Origin of the sequence: Paenibacillus sp. FSL H3-0310 (genome assembly GCF_038002785.1) — a bacterium.
Lineage (GTDB): Bacteria > Bacillota > Bacilli > Paenibacillales > Paenibacillaceae > Paenibacillus_AQ > Paenibacillus_AQ odorifer.
On record NZ_JBBODC010000002.1, the window covers coordinates 1,104,331 to 1,123,078 of the forward strand.

The 18,748-nt window shown below is 44.4% G+C and carries 15 protein-coding genes and 2 pseudogenes; 16 read left to right on the forward strand and 1 reads right to left on the reverse strand.

What is annotated here, in order from left to right:
* Positions 1-162: 162 nt before the first annotated feature.
* From MHH63_RS24360 to MHH63_RS24380, 5 genes are all read left to right on the forward strand, one after another.
* The gene (locus MHH63_RS24360; RefSeq protein WP_339170612.1) at positions 163-1,566 is read left to right on the forward strand and encodes a cytochrome ubiquinol oxidase subunit I; all 1,404 of its coding nucleotides are present in this window, start codon (positions 163-165) and stop codon (positions 1,564-1,566) included.
* Positions 1,553-2,569: a cytochrome d ubiquinol oxidase subunit II gene (gene cydB, locus MHH63_RS24365; RefSeq protein ID WP_076124301.1), complete on the forward strand. Its 1,017-nt coding sequence runs from the start codon at positions 1,553-1,555 to the stop codon at positions 2,567-2,569. Before MHH63_RS24360 ends, cydB begins: the two co-directional genes overlap by 14 nt.
* Positions 2,569-4,335: a thiol reductant ABC exporter subunit CydD gene (cydD, locus tag MHH63_RS24370; RefSeq protein WP_076282217.1), complete on the forward strand. Its 1,767-nt coding sequence runs from the start codon at positions 2,569-2,571 to the stop codon at positions 4,333-4,335. Before cydB ends, cydD begins: the two co-directional genes overlap by 1 nt.
* On the forward strand, positions 4,332-6,083 hold the full coding sequence (gene cydC / locus MHH63_RS24375; RefSeq protein WP_341172176.1) for a thiol reductant ABC exporter subunit CydC: 1,752 nt from the start codon (positions 4,332-4,334) through the stop codon (positions 6,081-6,083). The genes cydD and cydC overlap by 4 nt, the downstream gene beginning before the upstream one ends.
* A gap of 231 nt (positions 6,084-6,314) precedes the next feature.
* Complete coding sequence (locus tag MHH63_RS24380) at positions 6,315-6,482, forward strand: CxxH/CxxC protein (RefSeq protein ID WP_063829780.1); 168 nt, start codon at positions 6,315-6,317, stop codon at positions 6,480-6,482.
* 98 nt (positions 6,483-6,580) lie between these two features.
* Here MHH63_RS24380 and MHH63_RS24385 read toward each other — a convergent pair whose 3' ends face one another.
* Positions 6,581-7,993 carry an MFS transporter gene (locus MHH63_RS24385; protein ID WP_038573941.1) on the reverse strand — a complete coding sequence of 471 codons (1,413 nt, stop codon included), beginning with the start codon at positions 7,991-7,993 and terminating at the stop codon, positions 6,581-6,583.
* A 142-nt stretch (positions 7,994-8,135) separates the two neighbouring features.
* Here MHH63_RS24385 and MHH63_RS24390 point away from each other — a divergent pair, with 142 nt between their 5' ends.
* From MHH63_RS24390 to MHH63_RS24440, 11 genes and pseudogenes are all read left to right on the forward strand, one after another.
* On the forward strand, positions 8,136-8,486 hold the full coding sequence (locus MHH63_RS24390; RefSeq protein ID WP_076181727.1) for an ArsR/SmtB family transcription factor: 351 nt from the start codon (positions 8,136-8,138) through the stop codon (positions 8,484-8,486).
* Between the two features lie 254 nt (positions 8,487-8,740).
* Positions 8,741-9,220 carry a 23S rRNA (pseudouridine(1915)-N(3))-methyltransferase RlmH gene (rlmH, locus tag MHH63_RS24395; RefSeq protein WP_248548879.1) on the forward strand — a complete coding sequence of 160 codons (480 nt, stop codon included), beginning with the start codon at positions 8,741-8,743 and terminating at the stop codon, positions 9,218-9,220.
* 90 nt (positions 9,221-9,310) lie between these two features.
* The gene (locus MHH63_RS24400) at positions 9,311-10,165 is read left to right on the forward strand and encodes an AraC family transcriptional regulator (RefSeq protein WP_341172177.1); all 855 of its coding nucleotides are present in this window, start codon (positions 9,311-9,313) and stop codon (positions 10,163-10,165) included.
* A gap of 343 nt (positions 10,166-10,508) precedes the next feature.
* A complete protein-coding gene (locus MHH63_RS24405; RefSeq protein ID WP_340394781.1) occupies positions 10,509-10,763 on the forward strand; it encodes a hypothetical protein in 255 nt (84 codons plus the stop codon).
* A gap of 12 nt (positions 10,764-10,775) precedes the next feature.
* On the forward strand, positions 10,776-10,916 hold the full coding sequence (locus MHH63_RS24410; RefSeq protein WP_339170595.1) for a hypothetical protein: 141 nt from the start codon (positions 10,776-10,778) through the stop codon (positions 10,914-10,916).
* A gap of 164 nt (positions 10,917-11,080) precedes the next feature.
* Positions 11,081-13,324 (forward strand): U32 family peptidase, encoded by a 2,244-nt coding sequence (locus tag MHH63_RS24415; protein ID WP_341172178.1) that lies wholly within the window; start codon positions 11,081-11,083, stop codon positions 13,322-13,324.
* Between the two features lie 95 nt (positions 13,325-13,419).
* Positions 13,420-13,566 (forward strand): annotated as a pseudogene (locus MHH63_RS24420) (DNA-binding response regulator); the annotation flags it as partial.
* Positions 13,563-14,402 (forward strand): annotated as a pseudogene (locus MHH63_RS24425) (sensor histidine kinase); the annotation flags it as partial. The pseudogenes MHH63_RS24420 and MHH63_RS24425, both read left to right, overlap by 4 nt.
* Before the next feature lie 101 nt (positions 14,403-14,503).
* Positions 14,504-15,442 (forward strand): VanZ family protein, encoded by a 939-nt coding sequence (locus tag MHH63_RS24430; protein ID WP_341172179.1) that lies wholly within the window; start codon positions 14,504-14,506, stop codon positions 15,440-15,442.
* A gap of 24 nt (positions 15,443-15,466) precedes the next feature.
* A complete protein-coding gene (locus MHH63_RS24435) occupies positions 15,467-16,150 on the forward strand; it encodes an ABC transporter ATP-binding protein (protein WP_341172180.1) in 684 nt (227 codons plus the stop codon).
* Positions 16,147-18,738 (forward strand): ABC transporter permease, encoded by a 2,592-nt coding sequence (locus MHH63_RS24440; RefSeq protein WP_341172181.1) that lies wholly within the window; start codon positions 16,147-16,149, stop codon positions 18,736-18,738. Before MHH63_RS24435 ends, MHH63_RS24440 begins: the two co-directional genes overlap by 4 nt.
* The last annotated feature ends 10 nt before the right edge of the window (positions 18,739-18,748 follow it).

An 18,748-nucleotide genomic window follows, 5' to 3' on the forward strand; every position in this document is an offset into this window, starting at 1 on the left:
GTCTTATTTTTTTTGCTTTCTTTATGCTAAATTGTGATCTTTGTCACAAATCATTTGAATTTCACCGTTAAATGACTATCTTTATGTGACATTTATCACAAAAAGAAGTTTAAATTTTTGACAGAATATAATTAACGAAAAGGGGAGAAGGAAGGGACAAATATGGATACAGTAATGCTGTCGCGTATACAATTTGCGTCGACGACAATATTCCACTATTTCTTTGTACCGGTATCAATCGGACTAGCGCTCTTGATTGCAATCATGGAGACAATGTACGTTAGAAAAGGTAATGAAGAGTACAAAAAAATGGCGCAGTTCTGGGGAAAGCTATTCCTCATCAATTTTGCAGTAGGGGTAGTTACAGGGATATTGCAGGAATTTCAGTTCGGGATGAACTGGTCCGATTATTCACGTTTTGTTGGTGATGTATTCGGGGCTCCACTTGCAGTTGAGGCATTGGCAGCCTTTTTTCTGGAGTCTACTTTTATTGGGATATGGATATTCGGTTGGGATAAAGTGTCCAAGCGAGTACATTTACTGTCCATCTGGCTGGTAGCATTCGGTACGATGTTATCTGCATTCTGGATTCTAGCGGCTAACTCTTTTATGCAGCATCCTGTGGGTTTTGCGATAAATAATGGACGTGCAGAAATGAACGATTTCTTCGCGCTTATTACGAACGGACAATTGCTGGTTGAATTCCCACACACCGTACTGGCTGCTTATGCAACAGGTGCTTTTCTTGTAACAGGTATTAGTGCTTATAAAATATTGAAGAAACAAGAGGTTTCTTTCTTTAAGAAGTCTTTTCAGATTGCAGCCATCGTAGGGATTATTTCTTCTATTGGTGTAGCTGTTGCTGGTCACGCCCAAGCGCAATATTTGGTTGAAACTCAACCAATGAAAATGGCAGCTTCCGAAGGACTCTGGGGTAAGAGTGGTGACCCCGCACCTTGGACCGTATGGGCAAACATTGATCCAAAGAATCAAATCAGTAGTGGAGAATTTCAAATTCCTTATATGCTGAGTTTCCTTTCATACAGTAAATTTTCCGGTGAAGTTAAAGGTATGCTTGAGCTGCAAGCGGAGTATGAGCAAACCTATGGCCCCGGTGATTATATTCCACCTGTACGTACGACATTCTGGAGTTTCCGGATCATGGTTCTAGCAGGAACGTTAATGATTGTATTGGGAATGTACGCTATGTACTTAATGTGGCGCAAAAAAATGGACCGTCCGAACACTTGGTTTATGCGGTTTATGTTATGGGGCTTGTTGCTTCCTCCGATTGCGAATACAGCCGGTTGGGTTATGACCGAATTCGGGCGTCAGCCATGGACGGTATTCGGACTGATGACAACGGAAGACAGTGTGTCGCCTAATATTACAAGTGGTCAAGTTCTGTTCTCCGTGATTTCTTTTACAACGATTTATTTAATTCTAGGATTAGTGTTGGTCGGATTGTTTATTAAAGTGATTAAAAAAGGTCCTTATGCAATGGATAACGATCACGGCGATTCGAATGATCCATATAACGAGGAGGGTTCCCATGATATCTCTTAATGAATTGTGGTTTGTGCTGATTGCAGTTCTGTTTATAGGGTTCTTCTTCCTGGAGGGTTTCGATTTCGGCGTAGGGATGGAAACACAAATTCTCGCTAAAAATGATACAGAGCGCCGTGTTCTGATTAACTCGATCGGACCCTTCTGGGATGGGAATGAGGTATGGCTTATCACAGCTGCGGGTGCAATGTTTGCGGCTTTCCCCGAGTGGTATGCAACGCTGTTTAGTGGATTCTATATTCCTTTTGTATTTGCCTTATTAGCTCTGATAGCGCGTGGTGTCGCTTTTGAATTCAGAGGTAAACGTGATTCATTGGCTTGGAAAAGAACTTGGGATGCTTGTATCTTTATTGGCAGCTTCCTTCCACCATTCCTCTTAGCAGTAGTATTTGCAAGCTTTATCAAAGGATTGCCTATTGATGGGGAGATGCAAATGTATGCAGGGTTCACAGATATCGTGAATGTGTACACTGTAGTAGCAGGGCTTACTGTTGTCCTTCTGTGCCTGGTGCATGGTCTCATGTTCACAACACTGCGTACAGTGGGGGATCTACAGGCTCGCGCTCGCAAGTTGGCTCAAAAATTGCTAATCCCACTCGCAGCTTTATTTACTGCTTTTGTGATTATGACTTATAATATGACGGATATTTTCGAGCAACGTGGAACGATTCTTATGATTATTGTAGCCCTGGGAGTTATCGCCTTTGTACTGTCCGGTTACTTCATGACGAAGAAGAAGGATGGCTACGCTTTTGGAATGACAGGAGCAGTAATGGCGCTTTCGGTAACTTCTATCTTTGTAGGATTGTTCCCGCGTGTTATGATTAGTTCAATTGATCAAGCTTTTAATTTGACGATCACTAATGCGGCTTCGGGCCATTACTCTTTGAAGGTAATGACGATTGTGGCACTGACCATCCTTCCGTTCGTATTGGGATATCAAATTTGGAGTTACTTTGTCTTTCATAAACGGGTTCACGAGAAGGAGCATCTTGAATACTAATGGATAAAAACTTGCTTGGGTATAAAGGAGTTAAGCCAGTCTTTCTGATTGTAGGCTTCCTTACCCTGGTGCAAAGCTTGTCCATACTTCTGCTGGCTAAATCGCTGGCAGAAGTCATCTCTGCGCTATTTGCGGGAGAACCTCTGAAGGAACAATGGGGCACTGCGCTATTGTTCCTTCTTGCATTTCTTGTGCGCCATGCTTGTGCTATGCTGATGAGCCGTGTCTCTTACCGCTTCGCGGAAGCAACGGGCAGCACTATGCGGAGGGAAATGATGGACAAGCTCTTCCAGCTTGGCCCTAGAATGGTGGGCGGGCGTGGAACCGGGGATCTTGTTACACTGGTGCTGGAAGGCGTAACTAAATTCCGCACGTATCTGGAAGCGATCATTCCTAGAATGGTAGGGATGTCTGTTACACCGATCTTGGTGCTTATTTACGTCTTTACGATGGACACTACGAGCGGGATTATTCTTACGGTAACTATGCCGATTATTATTGTTTTTATGATTTTGATTGGGATGACGGCCCGTAAGCAAATGGATCGGCAATTGAAATCGTATCGCACATTATCTAATCATTTCGTAGACTCATTACGTGGGCTAGAAACATTAAAATTTCTAGGACGCAGTCGTAGTCATAGCGACAGCATTGCTACGGTCAGCGATCGTTATCGCTCGGCGACCATGCGTACGCTGCGAGTGGCCTTTTTGTCATCGTTCGCCCTGGATTTCTTCACTATGCTGTCTGTAGCTTCTGTAGCAGTAAGTCTTGGTTTGCGGCTTGTAAATGAACAAATGACATTGGTTACGGGCTTAACGATTCTAATCTTGGCTCCGGAATATTTCCTGCCTGTCAGATTGGTAGGTTCAGATTTCCATGCTACTTTGGATGGGAAAGAAGCCGCTGAAGCAATGAAGAGCATTATAGATCAAGATGAGGTGAAGGCTGAAGTAATCGTCCCTAACGGTGATCTATCTGTCGGTTCTGCAGCAAAAACATCGGAACAAATATTCACTTGGCATGAGAATAGCGTGCTCACATTAAATGATGTTAGCGTGAAGTATGAGGAAGCAGGGCTTTCTTCGCTGGAAGCGCTGAACCTGCAATTTAAAGGAGCTAGCAAAATTGGGATTATCGGAGAGAGCGGGGCCGGTAAATCTACTTTAGTGGATATATTAGGGGGCTTCTTACACCCTACTTCAGGAAGTATCACGGTTAACGGTACTACGGTTAGTGCATTAACGGATGAGGCTTGGCGAAAACAGACCTCGTATATCCCGCAGCGTCCGTATATTTTTAGCGGTACGTTAGCTGATAATATACGTTTTTATTACCCTGAGGCTTCTATGGAGGCTGTTGCCGCGGCAGTGAAAGCTACGGGTTTATCGGGTTTGGTGGATACTCTTCCGCATGGCTTAGATGAGATGATTGGTGGCGGCGGCCGTTCGTTCAGCGGTGGCCAGGAGCAACGGGTGGCATTAGCCCGGGCACTGCTTAGCAGCCGTCCGATTATGCTTCTAGACGAGCCAACGGCGCATCTGGATATTGAAACGGAATATGAGCTGAAGGAGACGATGGTGCCCCTTTTTGAAGGAAAGCTGGTCTTTCTGGCTACCCATCGCCTGCACTGGATGCTCGATATGGACATTATTGTAGTAATGAAGCAAGGCCAAGTGGCAGAAATCGGTACCCATCAGGAGTTACTTGCCCGCAAGGGTGCGTATTATGAGTTGATTGGGTCGCAATTGGAGGGAATCCATTGAAACGTGAAGGATGGTTTGCTCCCTATGTATCGTCGTATTTTTGGCGTTTTGTGCTAATTATTGTGCTTGGGGCGTTGACGATTTTTACTGCCTCTTCATTGATGTATACTTCAGGATTTCTGATCTCAAAAGCGTCTACACCAGTCGAAAATATCCTGATGATCTACGTGCCGATTGTTGGTGTACGTACGTTCGGAACAAGCCGGGCAGTCATTCACTACGTGGAACGGCTGATTGGGCATGACACCATTTTACGGATTCTTTCTAAAATGCGTGTGCGCCTGTACAATATTTTGGAGCCACAGGCCTTGTTCCTGTCGTCGCGTTTCCGTACTGGGGATATTCTCGGGATGTTAGCTGATGACATCGAATATTTGCAAAATGTATATCTGAGAACCGTATTTCCAAGTGTTATTGCTTTATTGATCTACGGGGTTGCAGTGATTGCGTTGGGCACCTTTGATATCGGTTTTGCGTTATTAATGGCTTTGTATATTTTGGTGTTGGTCGTGGTATTGCCGCTTATATCTTTGTTGTTCACCCAGAAACGTCAACGTGAAGTGAAGGTAGAGCGTAATCGCCTCTATCAAAAGCTGACGGACGCCGTTCTTGGTATGGGCGATTGGGTCATTAGTGGACGGCAAAGTCAGTTCGTGGAGACCTATGAAGCAGATGAGAAAAAAGTGGCCAAAACTGATGCAGCGCTGCGCAGCTGGGCGCGTCTACGTGCGTTCATCGGGCAAGCAGTTGTTGGGGTTGGCGTGCTTTCGATGTTATATTGGGCCGCCGGGGAGTATGCGGATGGTGCTATTGCAGGTACGTTGATTGCGGCGTTTGTATTGGTTGTTTTTCCTGTGGCAGATGCTTTTTTGCCAGTATCCGAAGCAGTGGAGAAAATCCCGCAGTACCGTAACTCGCTGGAGCGGTTGTCTGGAGTGGTCGGAGAAGAGCAGAATATAGTTTCCGAACAGGCATCTGTAGTCGATGTTCTACCTCAGGTCATAAAAAGTGCTCATATCAAGCTCGAAAATATAGGTTACCGCTATGGATCAGAGGATAATTGGTCGGTTCGTGATCTCAGCCTCGACATCCCACAAGGCAAAAAAATTGCCATCATCGGCCGTAGCGGGGCAGGGAAATCGACGTTGTTAAAGGCTATTCAAGGGGTTATCCAACCTTCTGCAGGTTCGGCTATGATTAATGGAATCGCGGCTGCTGCCTATGGCGATAACATTCCGTCTATTATAGCGGTGCTAAATCAAAGCCCACACTTATTTGATACTACGGTAGCGAACAATATTCGCATGGGTGATCCGAAGGCTTCCGAACAAGCGATTAAAGAAGCTGGAGCATTAGCCAAAATGGATACGCTGATCTCCTCGTTACCAGATGGATACAATACCTTTGTCCGTGAAGCGGGGCAACGTTTCTCCGGTGGAGAGCGCCAGCGGATAGCGTTAGCTCGTATTTTGCTGCAAAATACACCTGTCGTCATTCTTGACGAACCGACCGTAGGGTTGGACCCAAACACGGAGCGTGATCTTTTGCAGACGATGTTTGAAGCTATGGACGGTAAATCTCTGATCTGGGTAACGCATCATTTGGTTGGTGCGGAGCAGATGGATGAAGTGATTTTTATGGAAAATGGCTCGGTAGAAATGCGTGGAACCCATGCAGAGCTGATGGAAAAAGAACCACGTTACCGCAGATTGTATGAGCTGGATCGTCCAGTGGAGTTTCTAGGGTAGGATGGAGAGTTTGCAGATAACATTTATAGAAATTAGAGAGATATAAGTGAAGAGATTCCTTTTGCCCGTTTGGGGTGGGAGGAATCTTTTTTTTCGGTAGGGCAAGAATATAGACAATGGATGAACAGATTGCTGGAATGGATAGATAGGAGTTCCATTTTCGTGGGAAGTATGGTAGAACAATAGAAGGAGTATTAGGCCGCAGCGGCACAGAAAGGGATGCTTGGTTGAATGTATGTAGTATGTAAAGAACATGTAGAGTTAGCCATCGACAAATTTGTGGACGAGTATGAGGATGCACCTGATATTGTGGACTTGAAGGAGACCGAGTTCTCGGACTGGGACCCGCCGGCCAAATGTGCGGAATGTGAGAAGAATGCGGAATATTTAGTGGTCTAAAGGACTGTAAAAATTTATTAAAAACACCTTGCAGTTCCGGAAATGGGCCGCAGGGTGTTTTTTTGCATGAAATAATATATGTGTTAGCCGATTAGGTCTTATGCATCTGCTGCATCTACTATGTCGGTCAGCGAGCTACTTCGGTTGCCTCGGCGATAGAGAATAGCTGAGATGATGGCGATCAATGCTGCAATAGAGAGTCCCCAGTAGATATTGGAGTAGGCTGCAGAAAGCGGCAGTCCGCGCTGCCATTCCAGAGCGCTTGCGGCCATAGCCACGCTGAAGGCGCCGCTAAAGAATTGCAGCAGCTGGAACAGGCCCATCCCAGAGCCGATTTGCGAAGAAGGCAGAATCCGAGAGATTTCATTGGATACACTACTGGACAGTGTCGTGAAGGCCAGACTCATAATCATATAGATGAACATGACGGCAATCCATGACCGCCCAGCAAAGAAAGCGAATAGGATGGTAGCGGTCAATACGAGCAATGGTGCAAAACGTAAAATCCCCGCATTGCCATAACGGTCAATGATTCGCCCCACGGAGCGGGAGACAAAGATGGCGAGCAGCGAACCCGGAAAGATCACAAGCCCGGCATGGCTTGCGCTGAAGCCGAAACGGTGAGTCAGAATCTGCGGCAGCAGGAATAACGTGGCAAAACTGCACAGGTAGGAGGCAACTCCGATCAGAGCCAACACGAGATATGAGCGGTTACGGAAAAGCTCCGGCATCACGAATGGATCAGGTGTGCTGCGGATACGGCCAACAAATAAAGCAATGGCGACAATTCCGGCGATCAAGGCAATCCACAGCCCGCTGGTCAGGAACAGCAGCAGCCCGGTCGTGCCGACGCCCAAGAACAGCCCGCCAAGCACATCAAAGGAGCCACGGGTGGGTACTTCTTTGGGCAGCAGAATAAGGAACAGCGGCACTAGAAGCAGAATAGCTGCCGTTACAGAGAATAACCAAATCCAACCGAGATATTCGACGATGGCTCCGCCCGCGACCGGCCCAAGTCCTAGACCCAGCGAGACGGCTGACATAATTGTCGCCATTGCTTTGCCGCGGCGGGCTTGCGGGATATAGCGGGTAAATAGGACAAGCGACAAGGACATTACTGCGCCCGCGCCTGAGGCCTGGAGAATACGAACGATAAGCAGGAAGATAAAGTTGGTGCTGAAAAAGCCGGCAACAGCCGCGAGGCCCAGCGTCAACAAGCCTATAACCAACAGACGGCGAATCGGCAGAAAATCAGAAAGCCGGCTGTACGTGATTGAGGCAATCGAGAACATAATGGAATACCCAGTGACAATCCAAGAAGCAGACGCAGCCGTAATCCCGAAGGCTTCGGTCACATCAGGCAGCGCCAGATTGAACATAGCCGTATTCATGATGACGAGAACCACAGCGACACTGAACAGCAGGGTCAGCAGGCCTTCTCGTGGAAGAGGCGCTTCCGGAACGGAGGCTTCATGATCCGCATTCGCGGAGAGGTTATTTACAGAAGTCATGTGCGAAGCACTCCTTTTATTATTGTTTAATAGTTCGATTACTTACGAACAATTGAAATATAGCATGCGTTGATATAAAATGCAATTAGGAACACCAATATTTTTTTCGCATTCATCGTACGACAAAAGGGGATAATCATCCGTGAAAATACTATTTCATCCGGACCGCAAGGACATTCAGCTTGCCTCCGTATTGTATGCACTCAGCGATCCGATTCGCTTACATATCGTATCGGATATTCACTTAAATGGAGAACAGGCTTGCAACTGCTTCAACGTCCCGATCGCAAAATCCACCATGTCTCACCATGCCCGTACTTTGCGCGAGTCAGGGGTTGTTTTTACACGAGTTCAAGGAACACAGCGCATGTTGTCCCTGCGGACTGAGGATCTTAATGCACGTTTCCCAGGCTTGCTGGACTCTATATTGAGTGCTTATGAAGCTGGGGAGAAACCGGATTTTGTGATGGAGGAGCAGGGGGAGAGTAAGTAGAAGTAGATTGAACCTGCTGAGGACGGGGAATACATGAAATTCTAGATTCAGGCAATCTAGGAATACGTGGGATCAGATCCAGGGATTGCATGAAAAATAGGACATTTAGGGACTGCGCAAGAGTAGGCCGTTTTAATTGTCGTTTCTTTTCCACCAAATATGTGATAGAACAGAAGGTACTTACTAAAACTACAAGGGACGCCCAGTGCGCGTCCTTTTGCTATTTCTATAGAGGATTATGACAGGAGGCACTTATGCTTATTCAAATTATTGGCGTAGGAAAGTTGAAGGAAAAGTACTTGATCGATGGCATCGCGGAGTATGCAAAACGGCTGACACCATACCTGAAGTTTCAGGTCATTGAGGTGGCAGATGAAAAAGCACCCGATTCTCTAAGCGAAGCAGAGGTCGTGCAGGTGAAGGGACGCGAGGGCGAACGCATCCTCGCGCAGATTAAGAGCGAGGCGCATGTCATTGCGCTCGCGATCGACGGCAAGCTGTGGAGCTCGGAAGAGCTTGCCGCAGAAATTGACCGGCTCGGCACCTACGGGACGAGCCATGTCGTGTTCGTCATCGGAGGGAGCCACGGGCTCTCCGACGAGATCATGCGCCGCGCGCAGCAGCGCATGAGCTTCGGGCGCATGACGCTGCCTCATCAGCTCATGCGCTTGGTGCTGGTGGAGCAGGTGTATCGCGCGGTGAAGATCAATCGGGGGGAACCTTATCATAAATAAGGGCAAGTTTTTTGCTGACTTTTTCGTGCAGAAATTGCAAGGTATTCATTTTTTATTTCCGATAAAATTACCTTGAAGGGAGGGAATACGATGGATTGGTTGGACAGGATGAATAGTGCCATGGAATATATCGAAACAAATCTAGCGGACACTATTTCATTTGATGAAATAGCACAGATAGCCTGTTGCTCTACCTATCATTTTCAAAGAATGTTTCCATTTATTACTGGCGTATCGTTATCGGAGTACATTCGACGTCGACGGTTGACATTGGCGGCATTCGAACTGCAGACAACAGACTCAAAGGTTATTGATGTAGCTATGAAATATGGATATGATTCGCCGGAGGCGTTTGCACGGGCCTTTAAGAATCTTCATGGTATTATGCCGACATCTGCGCGCGATACAGGCGTTTCTCTAAAAGCCTATCCTCGAATGTCCTTTCATATTTCAATAAAAGGGGATGTCGAAATGAATTACCGTATTGAGCAAAGAGGTTCTTTTGAGATGTTTGGAGTATATGGATTTATAAATGCAGACCAGAAAACAGCGTTCTCTGAAGTTCCTCAATTCCGTATAAAATGTGATGATGATGGCAGCGTTGATCTTATGAACGACTTACTGGGACGTTTTGGTGACACCATGTTACACGCCGCCCTTTACGATCACACTAAAGAATCTTTCAAATACATGGTCTGTTATCATTTACCTAAGGGTCTTGAAATTCCGGAGAGATTTACAAAACTTTCTGTCCCAACATTAACGTGGGCGATTTTCCCGGAGCCGCAATGTGATATGCAAAAACTATGGCAACGAATCTATTCTGAGTGGTTTCCGACATCTGAATACGAACAGGTTGAGGGCCCTAGTTTCGAAATGTATTATGGAATGGCACGGCATGGGAATGTTTCAGGAGAAATCTGGATACCGGTGAAGAAAAAATAACGCTCTTATGCGAGCGGAATGTAGGCGTTAACGAAGATGACAACTGAACAAATCTAGATTAATAAAGGGTCATCCCCACAAAGGATGGCCCTATAACTTGCTGTTACAGACAGCGCGGTGAACCGTATCATAAGTAGTGGTAAAGCGGAGAACAGAACTCAATATTAGTTTAAATGACTTGAACTGCACGGCTTTTAAGGCTGCTAATCAATGCGCCAGATGCTCGCTCATACTTATGTAAAATTAAATGTTTGCTACTTGGAAATGATAGGCACCCATAATTCCTGCTCAATTTTGGCTCCAGGAGCCAAATAATTCTCTATACATGAGGAGTGAAGAGTTTATGGTTACCTCAGCTGAGAGCGATATTCAGGATATTGTAGGTATGCTTCGTGACGCTAATGATGAGAAGATACGCGTGGCGAAAAATGTACTTAAGAATTATTATGAGATACGTCCCTCAGAGCAAATGAGGTCATTTAAAACAAGCGCACAAGCCATTGGCTTGTGCGTTTTGCTGCAGCTTAAGTATAGTTCTTATTTTATGATTAATGGTAATAGTCTGAAATTTGATTTTCTAATAATCTTATTAATTTAAACGGGAGTGGCCATGTCGTCATTTATCGGATTTATAGTAGTTATTATCGTATTATCCATCTTAACTGGGATGAAGCAGGGGACTAAGAAGAAGAGAGGACGCAGTACGGCAAGCGGAAACCTGCTGTTAAGAAAAGCAATAACAAAAGCGTGAAAACGACCTTTAACTGTTCTTCAATAACATGCAGTCCTGACGATGTACTTTTAAGAACACCTTTGGACAAACTAGCATGCAAACTTGCCGTTACAGACAAAGCGCTGAACCGTATCACAAGTAACTACAAATTTTATTAATTTTTGGGTCATAAGGAGGAAGAAATGACTGAATTACTAGCTCCAGCAGGAAATATGGAAGCTTTAAAAGCTGCAATTTCTAATGGTTGTGATGCAATATACTTAGGAATGCAAAAATTTGGTGCACGTGCATACTCATCTAATTTTGATTTAGAAACGTTAAAAGAGGCTGTTACGTATGCGCACCTGAGGGACGTTAAACTCTATGTTGCAATGAATACCATCGTTTTTGAAAACGAAGTTGAAGAGATGAAAGAGCAGATCCACGAATTAAATAAAATCGGTGTGGATGGCATTATCGTCCAGGATCTGACTGCGTTCGATTATATCGTTAAAAACTTTCTTGATATGGAAGCACATTGTTCAACTCAAATGGGAATAGACGATTTAGACGGAACTTTATTATTAAAAGAACTTGGTGCCAAAAGAGTTGTTCTGTCCCGTGAGGTTGAGATTGAAAAAGTAAAAGAGATCAAAAGAAAAGCTGAGATACCTTTAGAAATTTTCGTTCACGGTGCTTTATGTGTATCTTACTCGGGAAACTGTCTAATGTCAGGATTAATGGGTAATCGAAGCGCAAATCGCGGAAGATGTGTGGGTTCATGCCGTAAGGAGTATGAACTCATGGATAAGACAACAGGTACATCTTTAGGGAAAAACCATATTCTATCTACCAAGGACTTAAACACAATCGACTATATCGAGGATTTAAAAGAAATCGATTCTTTAAAAATAGAAGGCCGAATGAAAGTGCCTACGTATGTTGCTAATGTTGTATCCAAATATCGCATGGCCTTAGATCATAAAATAACCGAAGAAGATAAAGAAAATCTAAAAAAAACATTCAATCGAACATTTACTAAAGGATATTTGTTTCACGAAGATAGGAGAAATATTACAAACATTTTAAGACCTAATCACTTTGGTTATGAAATTGGAACAATCAGCAAGATTGTTAAAGATAGGTATGAAATAACACTTACACGTCCTTTAAATCAGAACGATACCATTCGAATCAGTCACAACAATGAAGATGTTAATTTAACGGTTGCAAAACTGTACGATAAAGAGGGCGAATTAATCAACAAAGCAGAGGATGTCTGCTATATCAAAATCAAAGAAAAGATGTCTACGGGAGATTTAGTATATAAAACGAAGGATTATTTCTATAACAAAGAATTAGAATCATCACTGGAAAAAGAATTTAAGCGGTTTAACCTCGATATTAGAGTATATGCACGTCCAGATTCAAAGCTTGTCATAGATGCGGAGGGCTTAGGCTGTCATTATTCATATGAAAGCGAGGAAATACTAGGCGAAGCCATTAATAATCCAACAACAAAAGACCAGGTAATCAAGCAATTTTCAAGATTAAATGATACGATATTCGAACTTAATCATGTGGATTTTGAGGAATGCAATGCTTTTATTCCAGCTAAACTGTTAAATGCAGCAAGAAGAGATATTGTACTGGGCTTATATGACTTAAAGCTTAACAGCCAGAAGAAAAGAACCAAGGCTTTGGAAGCAAAAGAAAAAATAAGCTTTGCCCCTGAAAAACCATACTTTACGGCCTCTGTAACGACTAAGGAGCAGTATGATGCTTGCGTGAGCTGTGGAATTAAGGAAATCTATTATGAAAATGTTGTTAGAAGAAATCAGAATCGTTATAAGGAAAAAGAAGGGCAGCTACTAATCGGAGGATACGGCGGAATTTATCACTACAGAGAAACGAATCCGTTTGTTACGGACTATTCTCTAAATGTTGTTAATGCTACTAGTTGCTATGAATTATATAAATTAGGTGCAAAACGAGTCACTTTATCTTATGAATTGAATAAGAGCCAAATTGAAGATTTAAGGAATGCCTATTATGAAGAAAATGACGGCTATCCTGCACTGGAAATGATTGTATATGGCAAGGTTCCTTTGATGTTTACAAAATATTGTCCGATGAAAAAAATGAATCAATGCAGAATTTGCAAAACGAAGAGCTATGAGTTAAAAGATGAGCACGGAACGTTCCCTATCATTTCCCATAATGATTGTACAACGACTCTCCTTAATGGGAAGACGCTTAATCTTTTAGATGAGCTACAAAACATCAAAGGAATCGAGGCGCTCAGATTAAACTTCACAGTTGAATCCAAAGAGCAGGTTGTGAAAGTCATTAATATGGCGTCAGGCAAATTAAATGGCTCTATGAATAATGCTGTCTTTAATCAGGAAACAGACACAAGAGGACATTTTAATAAAGAGATTGTGTAGTCGTGGAATTCATTAAATGTTCTAAAATCTTGGGGAATACTATAAGTAAATCCGAGACAGGTGCAATTCAATCCAATCCTAAGGATGAACTTCAGATGAAAATATTATTAGTTGAAGATGATAAGACGATCGCGTCGGGACTGGAATATTCGCTGCAGCAAGAGGGTTATTGGACTGTTCTCTGCCATAATGCCGCTTCAGCCCGAAAGGTGCTCGCCGAAGACATCGATCAGTTCACTATTACGAGCTAGAGAAGCTGTCCATCTATTTACGGGAGATTAGCAGCGGCCAGGCCTCCCTTGACCCTCGCGATAATCAAGAAGGTGAGCTTAGCATCTTAAAGAATGATATTTACAAGGTGACACGCATGCTCTCCGAGCATCGTTCTCTATTGCAGCAGGATAAGCTTCAACTGACCGATGCCATCTCCGATATTTCACATCAACTCAAAACACCGATCACCTCTATGACAGTCATGGCAGATCTGTTAAGCGCCCCTGATCTGCCTCCACTCAAAAGAACGGAGTTCACCCATCATATTCGCATTCAACTTGAACGGATCGATTGGCTTGTTTCATCTTTATTAAAGCTAGCGAAAATGGATGTGGGAACTATCCCGTTCAAAAAAGATCGAATACACATGAAAACCCTAATCCTAAATGCACTGGAGCCGGTTATGATTCCGATGGATATTAAGGGACAGACCGTTTCCATCACAGGGGATGACAACGTCTCTTTTGACGGCGATTTCCATTGGACTGCTGAAGCGGTTATCAATATTTTGAAGAATGGAGTGGAGCATACACCTGAGGGCGGTGCGATTACCATCACATTTTCCGACAACGTGCTATTTACGGAAATCGTTATTGCTGACAACGGAGAGGGCATTCCGAAAGAGGATTTGCCTTATATATTCAAACGTTTTTATAAAGGAAAGAATGCTAATGAAGGAACCATCGGTATAGGGCTTGCGATGGCTCACAGCATCATTGCAAGCCAGAACGGCGTGATTGATGTAACGAGCGACAGCGGGACTGGTACAGAGTATCGGATCAAATTTTATAAGCATGTGATTTAACAGCACTCCATAAGTGACTAAACTGTCACCTCCAATGTCACTGTAAAGTCATTTTGGACAGATAAAATGATATTCATCAGATGAACGATGGAGGTACAACCATGCAAATGAAGCAGCATCGCAAGATTACTTTTTTTATGACGATAGGCTACACCCTGATTATTTTTTATTTTATGTTTTTTGCTTTCGGCAGAGCGGATAAGGTAGATCTAACCAGTCAGTACACCTTTATTTTTTTGCCGGACGATTTTTTTAGGGTGCCGGGTCTTTCCGATCTTCTACATCCGACACTGATGGACTTGGTGGGTATTGGAAACATTGCAGCCTTCATACCTTTTGGCATACTGTTTCCGTTGTTATACCGCACCAGCTTTGTTCGCTTCATGACAGGGTTTATCCTGTCCATTCTTGTGGTGGAGACCATCCAGGCACTAACATTCCTCGGCAGCTTTGACACGAACGACGTCATAAAGAACTCATTGGGCGCTGCTATTGGATTCGGGGCCTACAAGATTGGCTTCCGTACAAAAAACTACTGGAGAAATATCACTGCTACGGGAATTGCCAGTGCTGTCTTAATGCTCGGCGTGTGGGGGGTCTTAGGAGTAGTTGATCAAGTGTTCACCAAAGAGTTGGCCCCTTTTGTAGCGATAAACGAATGGGAAGATAGTACCGGAAATCGATTAACGGGAACCAAACAGGACAGTCTTAAGATTGGCGGTCAAGACGTGACACCCCAATATAATGTGTATGGCATCGAAGGTAAAAAGAAGGAAACATATACGTATTCGCTAGGCAATAAGGGAGATCTGTATCTTAGCTTGAATTATGGAATTCCTGATCATAAGGATTTTCAGGGCAGCATTAAGGTTACCGTTGACGGGCATGAGCTCCTGTCTGTATCTGCAGAAGATCAGCTCCATGAGCCGGATATGAGGATCCTTTATCTCACCGGGGCTAATGAGCTTAAGATAACCATTGAGGGGAATGAAACCCTTTGGGATGTTGGATATAGAGAGATGGTATATACCTGGAATTGAGCATCTAGGGAAGGAGGGATGGCAATGGAGATTTTAACAATTGAAAATTTGTCCGAAATATACGGCACAGGCGAATCGGTGGTGAAGGCGCTTGATGATGTTTCCTTTTCGGTCCAAAAAGGTGAATTCGTCGCAATTATCGGACCTTCCGGATCGGGGAAATCGACACTCCTTCATATGCTGGGCGGTGTGGATCGACCGACTGGCGGGAAAGTGTATGTTCAGGATACGGATATGTATACCTTGGACGAAACGCAGCTGGCCATCTTCAGACGCAGGCAAATCGGGCTGATCTACCAGTTTTTCAATCTGATTCCCGTCCTGACGGTGGAAGAGAATATTACGCTGCCGCTCTTGCTGGATCAACAAAAGGTAGATCAAAAGCAATTGGCTGATCTTGTGAATACGTTGAATTTGCAGCATCGATTAAACCATCTGCCGAATCAGCTATCCGGTGGACAGCAGCAGCGTGTCTCGATTGGCAGGGCGATCATCGGCAATCCTGCGATCATGCTGGCTGACGAACCCACCGGGAATCTGGACAGCAGGAATAGCAGCGAGATCGTCGTTTTATTGAAAATACTGAATAAGACCTATCATCAGATACTGATCGTAATCACGCATGACGAACGGATCGCCCTGCAAGCCGACAGAATCATTTCGATTGAAGATGGGAGGATTGCCAAAAACGAGGTAATAAGGCGATGAATATTGTCAATACATTAACCATCCGGCATCTGAAGCAGAACAAGAGACGAACACTTGTGACTATTTTTGGCGTAATTATTTCGGTATCCATGATGACCGCTGTCATTACGCTTGTTTTTTCCTTTGCGGATTTAATGATCAGACAAACTATCACAGATACAGGGGAGTGGCATATTCAGTATCAAGATATAACCAAGAAACAGCTTGCGGCGATACAGGGCGATGATGCAACCAAAACGGTTGCAATCACAAGAGACCTTGGGTATGCCCCATTAGAAGGGGGACAAAATTCCAATAAGCCGTACTTGTTCATTAAGGAATATGATGTGCAAGGGTTCACACAATTTCAGATTGAAATAAGCAAGGGACGTCTTCCGCACACGGACAAGGAGGTTGTGATCTCCGAGTCTGTTGCAACAAATGGCAAAGTGAAGTACGAAATCGGCGACCGTTTAACGCTTCGCGTCGGCGACCGATTCGAACAAGGGGGCGATCATCCCCTGGATCAGACGGAACCGCTGCGCAGGAAAGACGGCACATTGACCGAGACATTACAGCATAGCATAATTAGGGATTATACGGTGGTAGGCTTCATTAAACGTCCGGTGTCGGAAACGGCTTGGGCCCCGGCTTATACGATCATTAGCTATGTCGATGATCATATCATCGGGGGGGACGATCGGGTCGATGCGTCGGTGGTCTTGCAGCGGGTCAATCCGTTCTTGTTCGCACATGCGGAGAAGCTGGCTGAGAAAAACCAAATTGACACTGTCCAATATAATAACGATTTGCTTCGTTATTATGGCTTGTCCAGCAGCGGGGCCTCATCCAGCATGATGTTCTCATTATCGGCAATCATTATAGGGACTATTATAATTGGCTCGGTTGGACTCATCTATAACGCTTTTGCGATATCCGTCTCGGAACGTTCCCGCCATTTAGGGATGCTCGCGAGCGTGGGGGCGACGAAAAGGCAGAAGCGAAATTCCGTATTTTTTGAAGGTATCGTCATTGGTTTGATCAGCATTCCCATTGGCATCTTATGCGGTCTTGCCGGAATCGGAATCGCCTTTTCGTTCATGAACACAATGATTGAAGGGGCATTATGGACTAGTGAAAAGCTGAGGCTTATCGTCACGCCGTTATTGCTCTTGATTACTTGTCTTGTTTCGATGCTGACGATTTTCGTTTCGGCGTATCTCCCGGCGGTTAAAGCATCTAGGGTATCTCCCGTGGACGCGATTCGCCAAACCACTGACGTAAAGCTTACGGCCAAAGCAGTGAAGACGTCGAAGATCATTCGTAAGCTCTTCGGAATCGAAGCAGAAATCGGGCTGAAAAACTTAAAAAGGAACAAACGAAGACATCATGTTATTCTTTTTTCGCTTGTCATCAGCATCGTTTTGTTTTTGACGATATCGTTTTTCACGACTGGCCTGACACAATCTCTGGCATTGTCGCTGGAAGGCATCAATTACGATATTGAAGTGTCGTCCAGTAATGGCGAAAGACTAGATGACCGGTTGATGCAATCGCTTGTATCTCTGGATGGCGTCACGGAATACAACGTGAGTCATGAGTTAGTCGGGAACGCTTGGGTCGATGCAGCAAGCATCGCCGACGAGTTGCAAGAGAAGGTTAAGCAGGATAAGAGTATGCTGCAAGACGGGAAATACCCTTACGAAATTAAGCTCTATGCAATGAATGATTCGAGCCTGCAAGCCTATGCCAGAGCGGCTCACGCAGATTACGAACAGCTTACGGATCTGGATCATCCCGCCGCAATCGTGATGGATACGATTCATTACAAAGATATAGATACGGGGAAATATATTCAGACGAAGTCCATATATGCGAATATCGGACAACATATCGAGCTAACGAGTTTTATTAAAGCGAGCGGGGAAGAAACGAAGGCAAATAAAGTGATATTTGCCGCATTGACGGATAAGGCACCGATGGGGATGAGCCCGGTAGGCGTAGGCGGGTTAAATATGATCGTGTCGGAACGCGTCATGAATCGGCTGGCAGACGGCGAGGAGCTGGCTAACGCTTCGATGTACCTCCATTTGAAAAGCACGGAACCGGTGAAAACGCAGCAGGAAATTGAAGCGATGAATGAGACCAATCTGAATGTCTACAATGTATATCAATTCAGAATAAGAGAAGAACAACAGATTCTGCTGATGAACGTCTTTTCTTACGGTTTTATCGTATTAATCTCTGCGATTTCTGTTGCGAACATCTTTAATACGATCTCAACAGGGCTGGCTCTTCGCAAACGGGAATTCGCGATGCTGAAATCCGTAGGCGCGACACCAAAGGGGTTTGCAAAAATGCTGAACTATGAGAGTGTTTTTTATGGGGTCAAGTCGCTCTTGTATGGGCTTCCTGTCAGTTTCGCCGTGATGTTTCTGATCTATAAAGCATTTGCGAACAAATTCAGCTATGGGTTCACCCTGCCCTGGATGAGCATTCTGTCTGTCATTGTGTGTGTATTTGTCATTGTCAGCTCTGCGGTTGTTTATTCCGGAGCTAAAGTAAAAAAGGAGAATATTATTGATGCATTAAAGCAAGAGAATATATGATTCACTTACT